The organism is Acidimicrobiia bacterium, assembly GCA_012959995.1.
In the GTDB taxonomy this organism is placed as follows: Bacteria; Actinomycetota; Acidimicrobiia; order Acidimicrobiales; family MedAcidi-G1; genus MedAcidi-G2B.
The window spans coordinates 106,056-122,119 of record DUCC01000002.1 but is presented as its reverse complement, the minus strand read 5'-3'; the positions used below and the strand labels follow the sequence as shown (position 1 = coordinate 122,119).

Sequence of the window (16,064 nt, the reverse complement as noted above, 5' to 3'; positions counted from 1 at the left end):
AATTAAGAAAAAGCGTACATAAAGTGGCAAAAACCCTTGAAGAAGGCATCATCAACCGATGCAACGCCACCCCTACCTTAATGACCGTCTTCAACGGGGCAATAACCAAAATCATTGGATACTCCCGCTCACCCAAGATGAATGTTCCAGCAACGGCAATCTCTTCGGCGGTACCGGGTTGGCAGCGGCCGTGCGAGTGCTTGAATCCGCAGCAGAACGCCCTCTGGTTTGGATTACCGGACAATTCGTTTCCCACGCTCAAGCCGGCGATGAACTTGACCTTGAGGTAGAACTCACGGCGGTCGGACATAAATCCACCCAAGCCCGGGTAACGGGGCGAGTCGAAGGACGAGAAGTTATTTCTGCTTTCGCCACGCTCGGTCGTCGAGACGTAGGAAAATCTGGAGTGTGGGCTACTCCTCCCGAAGCCCCCGACCCCCTGGACTGTCCGGTGTTTCCCCAACGGGTAGATGTGCGCTCGGTTTCTAACAATCTTGAGCGGCGCATAGTACGTGGCCGCGTTAAACCAGAAGATCCGGCCATGGATGACGGCCGCGTCGCTATGTGGGTGCGAGTGCCCGACCACCGTGAGGTAGACCCGGCTTTTCTTGCGGTGCTCGGCGACTACGTAACCTGGGGAGGCCGAGATGCCGTGGGCGGCGGCCTCGGTGGCGGACGCAGCCTCGACAACACCCTGCGGGTTGTACACCCGGTGCCCACCGAATGGATACTGGTAGACGTACGCATCGGCAGCCTTACCCACGGGTACGCCCACGGAACGGTGCACCTGTGGTCAGAAAACCGAGAACTCTTGGCCACAGCAAGCCAAACCTGTCAATACCGCCGCCTCGACTAACCGCAGCCCCTCGTGGCGTGGCAAGATACTAAGACCCACTGTCTAATGTTTGGAAAATCATGTCTCCCTACGGCATCACCATCCCCCTTCCGGGCCCGCTCCATAGCCAGCAAGCGCTGTACCGAGAGTTAGTAGACCTTGGGTATACCGATGTGTGGTCCGCTGAATCAAACGGTGCTGATGGCTTGACTCCCCTAGCCTTGGCTGCTGCCTGGGCCCCCGAGTTGCGTCTGGGAACCGCCATTTTGCCGGCCTACACCCGGAGCCCCGCTTTGATGGCTCAAAGCGCAGCCACCCTGGCTGACGCCGCCCCGGGTCGAGTGGCCTTTGGCATCGGGTCGTCGTCTAACGTAATTGTCGAAAACTGGAACAGCGTGCCCTTCGAAGCGCCCTACCAACGGGTACGCGACACGGTGCGTTTTCTTAAAGCGGCGCTCACCGGCGAAAAAGTCACCGAAGAATACGATTCGTTTAACATCAAGGGATTTCGTTTAGCCATAACCCCCGAGCAGCAACCCACTTTGCTGATAGCGGCCTTGCGTGAAGGCATGCTCCGTTTGGCGGGACGCGAATCTGACGGCGCCATCGTTAACTGGCTTTCTCCTAAAGACGCAGCCAAAGTTTCAGCCATTGTCAACGAACAAGGCCCCGACCGTGAAGTGGTGGCCCGCATATTTGTGTGCCCCAGCGAAGACCGAGAAGCAGTAATGGCGGGGGCGCGCTACCTCATCGCCGCCTACTTAAACGTTCCGGTTTATAAAGCCTTTCACCAGTGGATGGGACGAAGCGACGAAATGGGCAGCCATTGGGAACGTTGGGATGCCGGCGACCGCAAAGGAGCGTTAGCGGAGATCCCCGAGTCAGTCGTTGACGACCTTGTGGCACACGGAACACCCGACCAATGCCGAGCCCGCATCGCTGAATACATGGACAACGGAATAACCACTCCGGCGCTAGCCATCGTGCCCTTTGGAGGCATTGACCCCCTGGAGGCCATGCGTTCTTTGGCTCCTCAAAAGTAAAAACATCTTTCTTGGATAGCTGAGCGCGCGTTGGCCGTCTGGTGGTCTATGGTGAACTCAGAACAGGAACCCAACCAAGAGGAGTTGACATGACCGAAACATTAGATGCGGTAACCATCGACGAACTCAAAGCAATCATTGATCGTGGCTTGGGTACCACCAAAAGCCGAGAGCTTATGGCTACTTCCGAAGTTGCTGACCTTTTGCTTGATCTTCGACTTTTGCTCGCCAGCACCGAAACGGACATCGAAGCAGATATTGAAGCTTCACCGCTGAACTAAAAACGAGACCTCAGCTTGGCTTAACGGCGAGGCATCAGGGTTTTGATGACCTTGCCTAAGGTCAAGCCGATGCCGGCACCTACCAACACGTCGCTGGCGTGGTGAATGCGTACATGAAGGCGAGAAACCGCTACCACCGCGGCCGCCCCAAACCATAAAGGTTTAGTTTTCGAACGCTCGCTCAACAAAGTGGCTGCCATAAAAGCCGCCGAAGCATGCCCCGAAGGAAAACTACTGGTCAAAGGTTGACGCAGATTATGTGGGCGCTCTTCTTCATGCACCGGGCGTTCACGGTGAAACATGGACTTAATGGCCCCGTTAACCAGCGCTGACTCAGCACCTAAGGCCAGGGCGAGTCGCACAGTACTCCGGTGGCCGTTGCGGCGGGTAAGCCCCTGAGAAAGACCGGCGATATGCCAGAGCAGGCTAAAGTCGCCCAACTCGCTGGCCGTATAGAAAACCCGATCCAACGTGGGGTTCCCTCTTAACGGCTCCCAAAGGCGGTCCACCGCATTATCTAAAGCATCTCCAACCGGCCCCAAGGGGTGACCAACGGAGGATTCCATTGGTTCGAACTCGTCTGCCGGGTCAGCAGGAAACATTTGGTGCACTTCAGCCATTTCATAAGCGTACGAGCCGAAAGCACCAAAGGCGAGTTTTCTAACTCCGGTAAGCCCCGGGAGCCGAAAAAGTCCCCGGCCGCCAGCGCCGAGGAGTAGTTAACAAAGCCCGCGGGTAGTCCTCAAACATCCAGCGGGCAAAATTTCTTCTCGTCCATGCGGTAGAGCCCACTAACCCCAAGAGGTTCCGGGTGGCCATCGGCGAGGTTATCAAGCGCTGCAAAGCGATCGACATCCGGTGATCTGCTGCCAGATGTTGACGTACCGTGTTTTGGTAAGCCAGAGCAATTTCGGAGCGTTCCTGATGCGCCACGATGCTTTCGGCGGCGAGTATGCCGGTGAGCAACGCTTGGCCGATGCCTTCTCCGGTGAGAGCATCGGTGGCTTTGGCTGCATCGCCGACAAAAAGTACTGGGCCATGCGAGAGCACGGCGGTAGTGATTCGGGCCGGAATAGGCCAAGCAGTTCGCCGGTCTTCTGGTATCGCTTGGTCCCCGAGGACCGAACGAATAGAAGGGCGACCCATGAGTTGTTCCCAAAGGCGACCCGAGTCTCCTACCGATACACGACCGCCGCGTAAAATACCAAAACCAACGTTGGCTCGCTGGTTGGGCAAGGGAAAACTCCAGGCGTAGCCCGGCAGAAGGTCGGGTTCAAACCAAATATGTAAATCCCGCGCTGCCGGGCCGACCTGGCTTACATACTGGCGAAAACCATGCGAATCTCCACGATAATTTTTCTCACCCAAATCAAGCAAACGACGGGTGGCTGACCACATGCCGTCAGCGGCAATAACCGACCTTGCTGCAATGGGGTCAAGGCCATCAACGGTCAACACCGCACCGTTATTGTCAAGCGAAAGAGCAGTGAGTGAATGGCCCTCTTTAACCGTCGCTCCTGCCCTTTTAGCTAAATTAAGTAAGGCATGGTCGTATTCGGACCGAGGGACCGCTGCGGCAAACTGCCCACTATTTTGAGGAAGCGGACAATTAGCGGTGCGGTCGTCGGCCCAATGCAAAATAGCCCGATCTACAGTTTGCCAGTTGCTTAAGGTGGCGGGGTCAAGGCCGAGTTGTTCGCTGAGGCGCAGCGCTAAGGCAGTGAGGCCATCACCGCAGCATTTGTCTCGGGGTGAAATGGCCTTATCGATCAGCAAAACCGACCGACCGGCTTGAGCCAAGGTGATAGCGGCCGCCGACCCGGCGGGCCCACCACCCACAATTGCTACATCAACCTGCATGGCGAGGAGGGTAATCCTTTTGAGCGACTACTCCGCCGGCAATTCAGTAGTAGGGGTGGCCGGGGGTTCGGTTGTCGTCGTGGTGGTAGTCGTCGTGGTGGTAGTCGTCGTGGTGGTTGTGGAGAGGTCGTAGTTTGGGCAACGGGGGTCAAGTTCTACCGGGGCCTCCGGGTCAAATAAGCAAGCCTCTGGGTCAGAGAGTGTCCCATCGCAGTTCAACCCTTCCGGCCGGTACTTGGCCGTGACATGATCAATGGTGATCGCACCAGTTTCTTGCCAAGTGCGGGAGCGTTCGGTTGTCACCTTGGTGCATTCCACACCAACCGAGGTTGACCACTGAGCAGTTTGTTGGCCAGTTACCCAAGGCTGAGAATACAACTGAACGGTTACTGAATCAGGGGTAACTGATGTCCAGATAATTACCGGGTAGGGGGTGATGTTTTTAAACTTTAGGTCTGGCCAACCCCACGAAATGGTGGCCTCACGTCCGTAGGGGTAGCGGCGAAAATAAATGGAGTGACTTTGGTAGGACTCAAATTCTAGACCAGCAAAAAAGGCCGCATTAAACATGGTGGTGGCGAATTGAGAAATGCCGCCGCCTACTGCTTGAACCATCACGCCGTAAACGATGGAACCGTCTGCAACAAAACCATTTTCAATTGTCCGCCGGCCAACATGGTCGTTTAGCGAGAAAGAGTCACCGGGCTCAACCACGGTGTAGCGGGTGAGTTCTGCAATGCGATGAATATTGGTGACTCGTGGGCGACCCGCCGGGTAGTAAGTGGTGAACTCGCCAATGAGGTGGGTAGAGCCAGTTTGGGCAACCCATTCTGGGCTGTAGTGACGGTCTTCTTGACGTAAATCCACCGTCCCGTAACTGAGGCCATCAAGAAGGTGACCGGCCACTTGGCCTGCCATATCCGGGTGGCAACAGACCTGGTCAGGCTTGCTAAGCGATGTCTCAAGAGAACCATCTTCTGTCGCGGAAAGCCAAACGTCGTTACCGGTGACGAAAACATCCGCAAAAGATTGTTCAAGAAAAGCAGAAACAAGAGAAACATCAACTTGTAAAACGAGGCCATCAAGGCTCAGCCAAGAACGCACTTCTTCCGCCGAAACCATCTGGGCACCGGCCTCGCTAAGCACTAAAAAACCGTTGGCGGCCAAGGCTGCAAGACCTTCTTGGGCCTTTTGTATTTCAAGGGCAGAGAGGGTGGTGGTCGGCGCAACGGTGGTGGTGGTAGTGGTGGTTGAGGTAGAGGTCGTGGTGGTCGTAGCGGGAACAGAAAGAATCTCTGGTGCCGGTTCGTTACGTAAAAGAAAAAGACCACCGGCCAGAGCCATGGCTAAAGCCGTGGCACCGACAAAAAAGCCGGTACGCCGCCCGAAGCCTGGCGAAGAGGCCCAGCGTTGGCCCTGACGTCTAATCACCTAACCGACCGTAGTGGCTAGGCAGGGAAGTGAAGTGGTCAGAACAGTTTGAGCACGTCAGATTCCATGCCCCGCAACTCGTCGTAATCCACCACTACCCAGTCGATGCCGCGATCTTCGGCCAACACTTTGGCTTGAGGCTTAATTTCTTGCGCCACGTAAATGCCGCGAACCGGTGCCAAAGTAGGGTCACGATTCAAAAAATCGAGATATCGAGTGAGTTGTTCAACCCCATCAATTTCTCCTCGCCGCTTCACTTCAATAGCTACGGCGTTTCCTTCTGCGTCGCGGCACAACAAATCCACCGGGCCTATTTCCGTAGGAAACTCACGCCGCACCAAGCGCAGACCATCGGCCATGGTGGTGGGGTCAGCGGCCAACAACTCTTGCAAATGGGCTTCTACCCCATCTTTTTGTAGGCCAGGGTCAACACCAAGGTCATGTTTGGTATCGCTCAAAATCTCATGCAAAGTAATGATGAGCGTTTCATCCTTCGGGTTGGTAACCCGCCAAAACCCGTCCTCTTCAGTAAGGCGGTTCGGGGCATTCATCCAATTCAACGGCTTAAAAGCCCCACCGTCAGCATGAATAGCCACACACCCATCGGCTTTGACCATGATGAGGCGCACCGCCTCGGGAAGGTGAGCGTTGAGACGGCCTTGGTAATCAACGGTGCAACGAGCAATAACAAGACGCACAGTTACTCCTGGTGCTCGGCCAAAACCGCTAAAGCAGTTAATGCCAGTTCGGTACGGCAAATAAGTAAATCAGGAAGCCAAGGATCGGAGTGGTTATAAGTAAGCGGCGAACCATCAAGGCGAGAAACATGCAACCCAGCGGCCAAAGCCACGGCGGCCGGAGCACAGTTATCCCATTCGTATTGGCCACCGGCATGGACATACAAGTCAACTTCGCCGCGTACCACAGCCATGGCTTTAGCGCCCGCCGAACCCATCTCAACCAGCTCGCCGTTTAAGGCTTCGGCTACGGCTAACGCTACGGCTGGTGGGCGAGACCTACTCACCACCACTCGAGGAGCCGCCGGCACCGGGCCGAAGGGTTCGAGGGGCAGCGACGTAGCAGTTGACAACGTAAGGCCTAAAGCAGGCAAGGCCACGGCGCCTACTACTGGTTGGCCATTTACGGCGAGGGCCACATGAACGGCCCAGTCGGTGCGCAACGGTTCGCTGTACTCGCGGGTTCCGTCCACCGGGTCAATGATCCACACCCGTTCACAATTCTCCCGTAGTGGGTGCACTGAGTGAGCGGAACCCTCCTCAGAAAGCACCCCATCGGTAGGGCGGTTTTGGGCCAAAGCCTGCATGAGAAAATCGTGCGAGCGTTGATCTCCTTGGTCTTTAATAACCTGGGTTTCCTGGTCCGCCAACTCTTGGCGCACCTCAATAAGAAGATCTCCAGCGCTGGCCGCTAATTGTGCAGCAAAAATATGGTCATCGGTAAAATCCATCATGGGTGATCATGGCAGATAAAATGGCCTAACCTGTGGAAGAGCGCCGGCAATTTAGAGAAAACTAACTTTATGACCATCACCACATACGAACTCAGCCATCTTGATCAACTTGAGGCAGAGTCAGTCCACATCTTTCGAGAAGTAGCGGCAGAGTTCGAACGACCCTGCTTGCTTTTTTCTGGCGGGAAAGATTCCATCGTCATGCTGCACCTGGCGCAGAAGGCTTTCTGGCCGGCGCGCCTGCCTTTCCCCATGATGCATGTAGATACCGGGCATAACTTCCCCGAGGTTTTGGACTACCGGGACCGTCGGATAGAAGAAACCGGCGCTCGCCTCGTGGTGGCCTCGGTGCAACAAGCCATAGATGATGGTCGGGTCACCGAAGAAACCGGCCCACGAGCCAGCCGCAACCGACTACAAACCACCACCTTGCTTGACGCCATTGAGGAACATCGTTTTGATGCTTTGTTCGGTGGTGCCCGCCGCGACGAAGAAAAAGCCCGAGCTAAAGAAAGGGTGTACTCGTTTCGTGACGACTTCGGCCAATGGGACCCAAAAAATCAGCGGCCAGAACTTTGGAACCTTTACAACGGTTGCTTAAATCAAGGCGAACACATTCGAGTGTTCCCTATATCTAACTGGACAGAACTCGATATTTGGCAGTACATCCAGCGAGAAAACATCGAGATACCCAGTGTGTATTTTGCTCACCAACGCCCTGTGTTTTCTCGCGACAACATGTGGCTGTCGGAGTCGCCCTATGTGACTCGCAGCGACCAAGAAGAAGTAGAGACCCGCATGGTGCGCTACCGCACCGTCGGCGACATGAGTTGCACCGGAGCAGTGGAATCTGAAGCACAAACCATAGAAGAAATTATTGAAGAAGTTTCCACTACTCGCATAACCGAACGGGGAGCCACCCGAGCCGACGATCGAGTTTCTGAAGCGGCTATGGAAGACCGCAAAAAGGAGGGCTACTTCTAATGGAGTTTCTCCGCTTCGCCACCGCAGGAAGTGTCGATGACGGCAAGTCCACCCTGATCGGGCGATTGCTTTACGACACAAAATCCATCTTCCAAGACCAAATGGAAGCCATAGAAGCTACCTCTAAGCAGATGGGCAACGAACAAGTCAATTTGGCTTTATTGACCGACGGTTTGCGTGCCGAACGCGAACAAGGCATCACTATCGACGTGGCGTACCGTTATTTCGCCACCCCGAAACGCAAGTTCATAATTGCCGACACTCCAGGGCACACCCAGTACACCCGCAACATGATCACCGGAGCCTCCACCGCCGACCTGGCCTTGGTACTCATTGACGCCCGCCACGGAGTAGTAGAACAATCGCGACGCCACGCTTTTTTAGCGTCGCTGCTGCGTATTCCTCACTTGGTGGTCTGTATAAACAAAATGGATTTAGTGGATTACGACGAAAAAGCCTTCGAAACAGTAAAAGAAGAGTTCCGTAACTTCGCTATGAAACTAGACGTTGCCGACCTGACCTTCATCCCCATGTCGGCCCTACACGGCGACAACGTGGTGGACCGGTCAGAAAATATGCCTTGGTACCAAGGGTCGCCGTTGCTGCACCACCTTGAACAAGTACATATTTCTAGCGACCGCAACCACATTGATGCTCGGTTCCCTGTGCAATACGTGATTCGCCCCCAAACCAACGAACACCACGATTACCGGGGGTATGCCGGCACGGTGGCCGGTGGCGTATTCAAACCCGGTGACGAGGTGATGGCGCTACCCAGCGGGTTTACCTCCACGGTGGCCTCCATAGATACTTTCGATGGCCCGATTGATGAAGCATTCGGACCCATGTCGGTCACCTTGCGCTTAACCGACAATATTGACATTTCACGGGGCGATATGATTTGCCGCCCCAACAACCAACCCCATGCCGGGCAAGACCTGCAAGCCATGGTGTGCTGGATGTCCGACACCAAGCCTTTGACCCCCCGCATGAAATTGGCCATAAAACACACCACCCGCACCGCTCGGGTCATGGTCACCGACCTGCAATACCAGCTAGATGTAAACACTTTGCATCGGCAGATGTCTCCAGAATCGTTAGGTCTTAACGAAATAGGCCGCGTAACCCTCCGCAGCACCCAGCCTCTGTTCTTTGACGAATACCGACGCAACCGCAACACCGGTTCTTTCGTGTTGATCGACGAAGCCAGCAACGCCACGGTGGCCGCTGGCATGATCGTCGGGAGCGGAGCTTAAAGTGGGCCAACACAGCCCCGGGGTGGTCTGGCACGCAGGCAGCTTTGGCCGAGACGAACGCAAAAGCGCTTTAGGGATAGCGGGCGCCACTGTATGGTTTACCGGCCTCTCAGGGTCAGGAAAATCTTCGATCGCTGTGGCCTGCGAGCGGCTGCTAATAGCGGCCGGGAAGCCCGCTTATTTGCTGGACGGCGACAACCTGCGCCACGGGCTAAACGGAGATCTCGGATTTTCTGATCAAGATCGTACCGAGAACGTGCGGCGAGTTGCTGAAGTAGCCCGCCTCATGGGCGACGCTGGCTTGGTCGCGCTGGTGCCGGTAATCAGCCCATTTCGAGCAGGACGCCAACAGGCTCGAGAACTTCACCAAGCGGCCGGCGTGCCGTTTTTTGAAGTATTCGTTGACACCCCGCTCGAAGTATGCGAACAGCGAGACCCCAAAGGTCTTTACGCCAAAGTGCGGGCCGGCGAACTCACCGGATTTACCGGTATTGATGCCCCCTACGAAGCCCCGGAAAACCCTGACCTGGTGTTAACCCCGGCCGATGGTGCCCCGGTGGCCGCCGCTACTCAGATATTGGCGCTAATCGCCAGCTGACTGGCGACCTAAATCCACGGCATCACGCACTAAATCTCGTACCGGCGTTTCATCAACTCCCGCAGCCAGTAAACGTTCAACCTGCGCTTCGACCTCGGCTGCTAACGCCTCATTCAAAGACGCTGCTGACTCTATGGCCGGTACTAAAGCGCCTACTAAAAGCAGCGCCAACGCACCGGTAGCGCCCAGCAATCCAAACGAAAGAGCCGCTGGAATATCGTCAGCAATTGAGGTGACGATCATGCCAGCAATACCAGTCACGCAAAGCAAAAGGGCAACACCTCGAATGACCTGAGGAGCCAAAATGCGGGTACGAGCGTCAACGGCAGCCACCATCAACCTCGAGAAAGGGGTTTGTATTTCATGCGGGTAGGGGTGGCTTCACTCCCGAGTTCTTTCTTGCGTGCTGCTTCGTATTCGCTGAAGTTTCCTTCAAACCACCGCACCTGCGAGTTGCCTTCAAAAGCCAACACGTGGGTGGCCACTCGATCCAAAAACCAGCGATCATGGCTAATGATGACTGCACAACCCGGGTACGACTCCAAGCCGCTTTCTAAGGCTCGCAAAGTATCTACATCTAAATCGTTGGTGGGCTCGTCAAGCAGCAACAGGTTGGCCCCGCTTTTGAGCACTTTGGCCAAGTGCACTCGGTTGCGTTCCCCGCCAGAAAGATTCCCGACTTTTTTCTGCTGATCAGACCCTTTGAAGTTAAACGAAGCCACGTAGGCCCGACCGTTCATCTCGCGTTTTCCCACCTGAATAAAATCATGATCATCGGTGATTTCTTGATACACGGTGCGTTCGGGGTCCAAGGATTCTCGCGACTGGTCGACGTAACCCATTTCTACGGTAGTGCCGACTTGAATTTCGCCACTGTCGGGGTTGGCCGCCGGGTCGGCGTCACCGTTGCTGGCTGCGGTAAGCATGCGAAACAAGGTGGTTTTTCCGGCACCATTACCGCCGATAACCCCCACGATGCCTGCCGGCGGCAAGGTAAACGACAGGTCATCGATAAGCAAATGATCGCCGAACCCTTTAGACAAATTGGTCACCTCTATGACCTGGTCGCCTAAACGCTGGTTGGCCGGGATGGTGATCTGTAAAGCATTGTCGCGTTGATCGGCTTCGGCGGCTTCAACAACTAATCGGTCGTAAGCCGCTAAGCGGGCTTTCCCCTTTGCTTGACGAGCCTTGGGAGCCATACGGACCCACTCCAGTTCGCGTTCTAAGGTACGGCGTCGGGAGGAATCAGTTTTTTCTTCGGCCACCAAACGATCGGTTTTTTGCTCAAGCCAACCGGAGTAATTGCCTTCAAAAGGCAAGCCTCGTCCGTGGTCCATCTCTAAAATCCAGCTAGCTACGTTGTCGAGGAAGTAGCGATCATGGGTGATAGCCATGACGGTGCCGGTGTAGTCACGCAAAGTGCGCTCAAGCCAAGCCACCGACTCGGCGTCTAAATGGTTGGTGGGCTCATCTAGTAGCAACAGGTCGGGGCGAGAGAGCAGTAAACGACATAAAGCCACCCGTCGGCGTTCACCACCGGAGAGGTGCTCCACGGAAGCATCTCCCGGCGGAAGGCGAAGGGCATCCATAGCGATCTCAATGGTGCGCTGAAGGTCCCAGGCGCCGGCGGCTTCGATTTTGCGTTCCAACGCTGCTTGGTCTTCGCCGAGTTTTTCGTAGTCGGCTTCGGGGTCGGCCCAAGCGGCCAACACTTCGTCGTAACGAGAAAGCAAGGTGGCGACCTCACCCACCCCATCCATGACGTTGCCCATGACGTCTTTACTTTCGTCAAGATGGGGTTCTTGTTCAAGAAGTCCCACCGTGAAACCATCGGTTAAACGAGCTTCGCCGGTGAACCCATCGTCAAGCCCAGCCATGATTTTTAGCAAAGACGATTTGCCGGAACCGTTTGACCCCAGCACACCAATTTTGGCTCCGGGATAGAAAGCCAAGGTGATGTCTTTGAGTACGTCTCTGTCCGGCGGGTAGTACCGACTGACTTTTTGCATGGTGTAAATAAATTGTGCGCTCACGACCGCTGAGGCTACCGGCTGATGGTCTAGCATTTCGGTTCATGATAAAAGCAGTGTTATTTGACTTCGGCGGGGTGATCTTGACCAGCCCTTTTGACGCCTTCGCTCTTTACGAAAACGAGGCCGGGCTACCGCCGGACACGGTGCGTTTTATCAACACGCAAAACCCCGACGGCAACGCTTGGGCCTTGATGGAACGCAACGAGTTGGACGAGGCAGGATTTTGTGAACTCTTCGAAGCTGAAGCGTTGGCTTTGGGTATTGAGATTAGCGCCCGCCGAGTGTTGGGGTGTTTACAAGGCGAGTTGCGGCCAGAAATGGTGGCAGCTTTACGCATAATCAAAACCCGTTTGCCACTGGCTTTGTTGACCAACAACACCGTGTCTATGTCAAAAACCCATCACGGGGGAGAACAAGCTGAAGTTCTCGCACTTTTTGATTTGGTGGTGGAATCTAGTGTGGTTGGTGTGCGCAAGCCGGAATCAGGGTTTTACGAAATGGCTTGCCAAGGTCTGGGGGTTCTTCCCGAAGAGTGCGTATTTCTCGATGACTTGGGGGTCAACCTCAAGCCCGCTCGAGCCATGGGCATGACCACCATAAAGGTCACCGACCCTGCCCAAGCCTTAGCAGAACTAGCCGCCGTGGTCGGTTTCGATCTCTCCAATTCCGAACCTGGGGTCTGACCCCAGGTTCGGAATTGAAGGTTTCTCATGAAAAAAATGAGCAGAGAAGTGGGTCGTGCCGCTCTTTGTCGGCCGTGCTAAGTTTTTTCCATGCGTATCGTCACCTGGAACGTCAACTCGTTAAAAGCCCGACTGGGGCGAGTAGAAGCATGGATTCAAGCCGTGCAACCCGACGTGCTGTGCATCCAAGAAACCAAAATGACCGAAGAAGCGTTTCCTCATGAAGCCTTCACCGCCCTCGGCTATGAGTCTGCTCATAACGGGGAAGGCCGGTGGAATGGGGTAGCTATTATCTCCAAAGTTGGACTTGATGACGTGCGATCCGGGTTCCTCGACGGCCGCTCCGACCCCGACCCCGATGCCCGTATCTTGTGGGCCACCTGCGGGGGAGTGCGGGTAGCGACCTGTTACGTGCCCAACGGCCGAGAAGTGGGCCACGACCACTACCACTACAAACTGGATTGGCTTACTCGTCTACATGATGACCTCGTGGCCAACACCAACCCAGAAACCGACCCCATCGCCATCGTGGGGGATTTCAACGTGGCCCCCGACGACCGAGATATTTGGAGCGCCGCCGCCCTCGAAGGGCTCACTCATGTCACCCCGCCAGAACGTCAAGCCATAGAGAGACTGATCGACCTTGGCCTCGTTGACGTTTTCCGACAAAAGTATGATCAACCCGGGTTGTTCTCGTGGTGGGATTATCGAGGCGGAGCCTTTTACAAAAAACATGGAATGCGTATCGATTTAGTTTTGGCCTCGGACGCTCTGGCCACAAAAACGGATTTCGTGGTGGTGGACCGTAACGAACGCAAAGGCGAAAAACCTTCAGACCATGCTCCGGTGGTCGCAGATTTCTTGGTGGGTTGACCGGTGGGGCACCCCAGCCGATTTCCCGAAGATCGTTACTTGGTGGCCCTGCGGAAAATTTGTTTAGCTCTGCCGGAAGTTGATGAACGCATCAACCACGGCATGCCAACCTTTGGGGTGACCTCACGCACCGCTTTTGTAAATTTACACGAGCACCCCAAAGACGGTCGCCCCACCTTGTGGTTTAAAGCAGCACCCGGGGTGCAAGCCGAGTTAGTAGATCAAGAGCCGGAAAGATTTTTCATACCGCCTTATCTGGGCCCCAGCGGATGGGTCGGTTTGCGCCTCGACGTGGAGTTGGACTGGTCAGAGGTAGCAGAAATAGTGGAAGCTGCTTGGCGTTTGGTAGCCACCAAACGCGCCATAAAAACCTTCGAAGGCTAAGGCTGCTGCGCTAAAAAACTCAACAAAGATTCACCGAAACGAGCCACCTTGCCTGGCCCGATCCCGGTGATGGCCAACAGCTCTTCTTCAGTAGTTGGCCGCTGAGCCACCAGTTGGTCCAGTGAAGCATTAGTAAATACGGTGAAAGCTGGTTTACCAGTCGCTTGATCCATACGCCATTTTTTTAACGCTGAAGCAAGATCAGGGTTTGTTTGTGCGGCGGGCGGAGCAGATTTTTTCTTGGCTACCGGCGCAGAAGGCTCGGGAATATCTGGACGTTCAAAGCGGCTCAGAATGTCGAGTAAAGTCTTCCCGTGGCGATCGGCTTTGAACGGGCCAATACCCGAAACAGCCAGCAACTGCTCTTGCTCGGTGGGCCAAAGTGCTACCAAAGCCTCCAACGTGGCGTTATTAAACACCTTCCATGGGTCAACGTCGTTGGCACGAGCCAAGTCATTTCGCCAAGTTTTTAAAGCGTCCAATACCGGTGAATCGGTTTCTTGTTCTCGGCTCACTTGTTGGCGCACTTGTTTTACTCGTTGAGCTTGCTGCGCTTTTTCGAGCGGTTGATCTAAGTTCAATATGGCGAACTCAACATCTTCTAACCATGGAGAGGGTTGACGGCGAGACATTTTTTCGCCAAAGCGACGCTCGGCGGCCCACGAAATATGCAAATGGTCTTTGGCCCGGCTTAAAGCCACATAAAGCAGGCGGCGTTCTTCGGCCCTCGACTTTGTATCTCGAGCATGACCAATGGGGACCAACCCTTGTTCCACCCCCGCCACGTGCACAATGGGCCATTCCAAACCTTTGGCCGCATGGAAGGTAGCGATCTCCACCGCATCAATTGAGTCGTCCTGATGGGTGCGGGCTTGTTCACGCGCCCACGTAACGAAACCGGTACCGGTGCCACCGGGGTCAAGCGACAGATACTCGTGGGCCAGGTGCTGTAGTTCGGCAAAAGCGTTTGCTCGTTCGGAGTCTCGTGCACTCTCAATTTCTTGGGCATCGTTAAGGTCGGCCGGCAGGTCACCGGAGCGCAAGTCACCGAGGTGTTCGTTAAGTGGCCGCTTGCTGCGCCCCACCATGGTGAGAGCGCCTTTGATGTCTGCCCGGTCCATTAGGCCACTGCCGGCTCGGGTACGTACCGGGATTTGTGCTTGCCGGAGTGCCGTGGCCATGGTTTCGGCTTGAGCATTGGTGCGTACCAGTACCGCTTGGTCAGCCCACCGGCCGGCCGGGCCTTTACTGTCGCGGGCCGATTGGGCAATGGCTCGCGCTTCGGCCTGGTCATCGGCATGAACAGCAACTGTGGGGGTAGAACCGCTCGGCCGGTTAGCTAACAACGGGGGGCGCCCCACCAGGGCGGATGCGGCCGTACGTAAAATTTGTGGTGTGCTGCGGTAGTTCTGATGCAAATCGATGACCTGGCCGTCGGGGAAGTGAGTGGTAAAGCGCACCAAATGGTCGGCTTCGGCGCCGTTCCAACCGTAGATGGCTTGGTCAGGGTCGCCCACCACGCACAGGTCATTGCTCCCCCCCAACCATGCGGTCAGCAAAGCCATCTGCAAGGGGTTCACGTCTTGAAACTCATCAACATAGAAGTGGCGGAAACGCCAACGTTGAGCGTTGCCGAATGCCTTGTCGCTGCGGATAGCTTTAGCGCAGTTTTCGAGCAAGTCATCAAAATCGACCATGGAACGTTTTGTTTTGAGTTCCTCGTATTCGTGATAAATGCTGGCAATGATGGCTGGTGCCATGCGGACGTTGCGGCTCATTTCTTCGGCCAACGAGGCATAAGCCTCCGGGCGAATGCGCCGTGCTTTGGCCCATTCGATTTCGGTGGTGACATCGAGGGCATCGGTGGTTCGGCGATCACGAGGCAGCAAAGGAGCGATAAAACCAACTTTTCTGGTCAACAACTCGGGTTCTTTTTGCCCGTTGTCTTGCCACCAGTTGCGAAGTTGAGCGAGGGCAATGGCGTGGAAGGTGCCGGCGGCCACTTGGTCGCGTAGCCCCAACCGGCGTAAACGGTGACGTAGTTCAGCTGCGGCTTTGCGAGTGAAGGTGAGGGCCATGACCCGGCGAGGGTCTTCTCGCCCGGTTTCGGATCGCCAAGCAATGCGATGGGTGAGTACCCGTGTTTTGCCGGAGCCGGCCCCAGCGTGGATAGCCAGTGGTGTGGTATCGGTGGTGACCGCTAAATGTTGTTCCTCGTTGAGGCCCACCAAAAGGGCATCGGCGTTCGACGATTCGTCAAGATGCAAGGTGTTCTCGTCTGGTGCCATGAAAGCACCTTACCTAGGGGGAGTGACAGCCTCAGCCGTTA

General features: G+C 55.4%; 17 protein-coding genes. 9 read left to right on the top strand and 8 right to left on the bottom strand.

All coding sequences use genetic code 11. The features are described from left to right. The first annotated feature begins 58 nt into the window (after positions 1-58). From EYQ49_00675 to EYQ49_00665, 3 genes are all read left to right on the top strand, one after another. A complete protein-coding gene (locus EYQ49_00675; GenBank protein ID HIG24392.1) occupies positions 59-856 on the top strand; it encodes a thioesterase family protein in 798 nt (265 codons plus the stop codon). A 56-nt stretch (positions 857-912) separates the two neighbouring features. Then, the gene (locus EYQ49_00670; GenBank protein HIG24391.1) at positions 913-1,878 is read left to right on the top strand and encodes an LLM class F420-dependent oxidoreductase; all 966 of its coding nucleotides are present in this window, start codon (positions 913-915) and stop codon (positions 1,876-1,878) included. Positions 1,879-1,967: 89 nt separating this feature from the next. Further along, positions 1,968-2,159, top strand: coding sequence for a hypothetical protein (locus tag EYQ49_00665; GenBank protein HIG24390.1), 192 nt, complete (start codon positions 1,968-1,970; stop codon positions 2,157-2,159). A 20-nt stretch (positions 2,160-2,179) separates the two neighbouring features. Here the strand turns inward: EYQ49_00665 and EYQ49_00660 are convergent, their stop codons facing one another. The 5 genes from EYQ49_00660 to EYQ49_00640 are packed head-to-tail and all read right to left on the bottom strand — an operon-like array spanning position 2,180 to position 6,918. Continuing rightward, positions 2,180-2,779 carry a phosphatase PAP2 family protein gene (locus EYQ49_00660; GenBank protein HIG24389.1) on the bottom strand — a complete coding sequence of 200 codons (600 nt, stop codon included), beginning with the start codon at positions 2,777-2,779 and terminating at the stop codon, positions 2,180-2,182. A 40-nt stretch (positions 2,780-2,819) separates the two neighbouring features. After that, on the bottom strand, positions 2,820-4,019 hold the full coding sequence (locus EYQ49_00655) for an NAD(P)/FAD-dependent oxidoreductase (GenBank protein ID HIG24388.1): 1,200 nt from the start codon (positions 4,017-4,019) through the stop codon (positions 2,820-2,822). A 27-nt stretch (positions 4,020-4,046) separates the two neighbouring features. Continuing rightward, entirely contained in the window at positions 4,047-5,450 is a 1,404-nt protein-coding gene (locus EYQ49_00650) for a hypothetical protein (GenBank protein ID HIG24387.1), read from the bottom strand. Positions 5,451-5,488: 38 nt separating this feature from the next. Next, positions 5,489-6,148 carry an endonuclease NucS gene (nucS, locus tag EYQ49_00645; GenBank protein ID HIG24386.1) on the bottom strand — a complete coding sequence of 220 codons (660 nt, stop codon included), beginning with the start codon at positions 6,146-6,148 and terminating at the stop codon, positions 5,489-5,491. 2 nt (positions 6,149-6,150) lie between these two features. Beyond that, positions 6,151-6,918 carry a 3'(2'),5'-bisphosphate nucleotidase CysQ gene (locus tag EYQ49_00640; protein HIG24385.1) on the bottom strand — a complete coding sequence of 256 codons (768 nt, stop codon included), beginning with the start codon at positions 6,916-6,918 and terminating at the stop codon, positions 6,151-6,153. Between the two features lie 72 nt (positions 6,919-6,990). Between EYQ49_00640 and cysD the strand changes: the two genes are divergently transcribed. From cysD to cysC, 3 genes are read left to right on the top strand one after another with little or no spacing between them, the layout of a single operon-like run. After that, complete coding sequence (cysD, locus tag EYQ49_00635) at positions 6,991-7,905, top strand: sulfate adenylyltransferase subunit CysD (GenBank protein HIG24384.1); 915 nt, start codon at positions 6,991-6,993, stop codon at positions 7,903-7,905. Continuing rightward, positions 7,905-9,161, top strand: a complete 1,257-nt coding sequence (gene cysN / locus EYQ49_00630; GenBank protein HIG24383.1) for a sulfate adenylyltransferase subunit CysN — start codon at positions 7,905-7,907, stop codon at positions 9,159-9,161. Before cysD ends, cysN begins: the two co-directional genes overlap by 1 nt. Position 9,162: 1 nt before the next feature. Then, the gene (gene cysC / locus EYQ49_00625) at positions 9,163-9,759 is read left to right on the top strand and encodes an adenylyl-sulfate kinase (GenBank protein ID HIG24382.1); all 597 of its coding nucleotides are present in this window, start codon (positions 9,163-9,165) and stop codon (positions 9,757-9,759) included. On the opposite strand, the gene EYQ49_00620 is transcribed toward cysC, so the two are convergent. Both EYQ49_00620 and ettA read right to left on the bottom strand, forming a co-directional pair. After that, positions 9,745-10,095, bottom strand: a complete 351-nt coding sequence (locus EYQ49_00620; GenBank protein HIG24381.1) for a hypothetical protein — start codon at positions 10,093-10,095, stop codon at positions 9,745-9,747. The genes cysC and EYQ49_00620 overlap by 15 nt on opposite strands. Continuing rightward, a complete protein-coding gene (gene ettA, locus EYQ49_00615) occupies positions 10,095-11,828 on the bottom strand; it encodes an energy-dependent translational throttle protein EttA (GenBank protein HIG24380.1) in 1,734 nt (577 codons plus the stop codon). The genes EYQ49_00620 and ettA overlap by 1 nt, the downstream gene beginning before the upstream one ends. Before the next feature lie 8 nt (positions 11,829-11,836). Here ettA and EYQ49_00610 point away from each other — a divergent pair, with 8 nt between their 5' ends. From EYQ49_00610 to EYQ49_00600, 3 genes are all read left to right on the top strand, one after another. Beyond that, positions 11,837-12,478: a haloacid dehalogenase gene (locus EYQ49_00610; protein HIG24379.1), complete on the top strand. Its 642-nt coding sequence runs from the start codon at positions 11,837-11,839 to the stop codon at positions 12,476-12,478. A gap of 90 nt (positions 12,479-12,568) precedes the next feature. Then, positions 12,569-13,351 (top strand): exodeoxyribonuclease III, encoded by a 783-nt coding sequence (xth, locus tag EYQ49_00605; GenBank protein HIG24378.1) that lies wholly within the window; start codon positions 12,569-12,571, stop codon positions 13,349-13,351. Positions 13,352-13,390: 39 nt separating this feature from the next. Next, entirely contained in the window at positions 13,391-13,735 is a 345-nt protein-coding gene (locus EYQ49_00600; GenBank protein ID HIG24377.1) for an MmcQ/YjbR family DNA-binding protein, read from the top strand. Here EYQ49_00600 and EYQ49_00595 read toward each other — a convergent pair. Beyond that, a complete protein-coding gene (locus EYQ49_00595) occupies positions 13,732-16,023 on the bottom strand; it encodes an ATP-dependent DNA helicase UvrD2 (GenBank protein HIG24376.1) in 2,292 nt (763 codons plus the stop codon). The genes EYQ49_00600 and EYQ49_00595 overlap by 4 nt on opposite strands. Between the last annotated feature and the right edge of the window lie 41 nt (positions 16,024-16,064).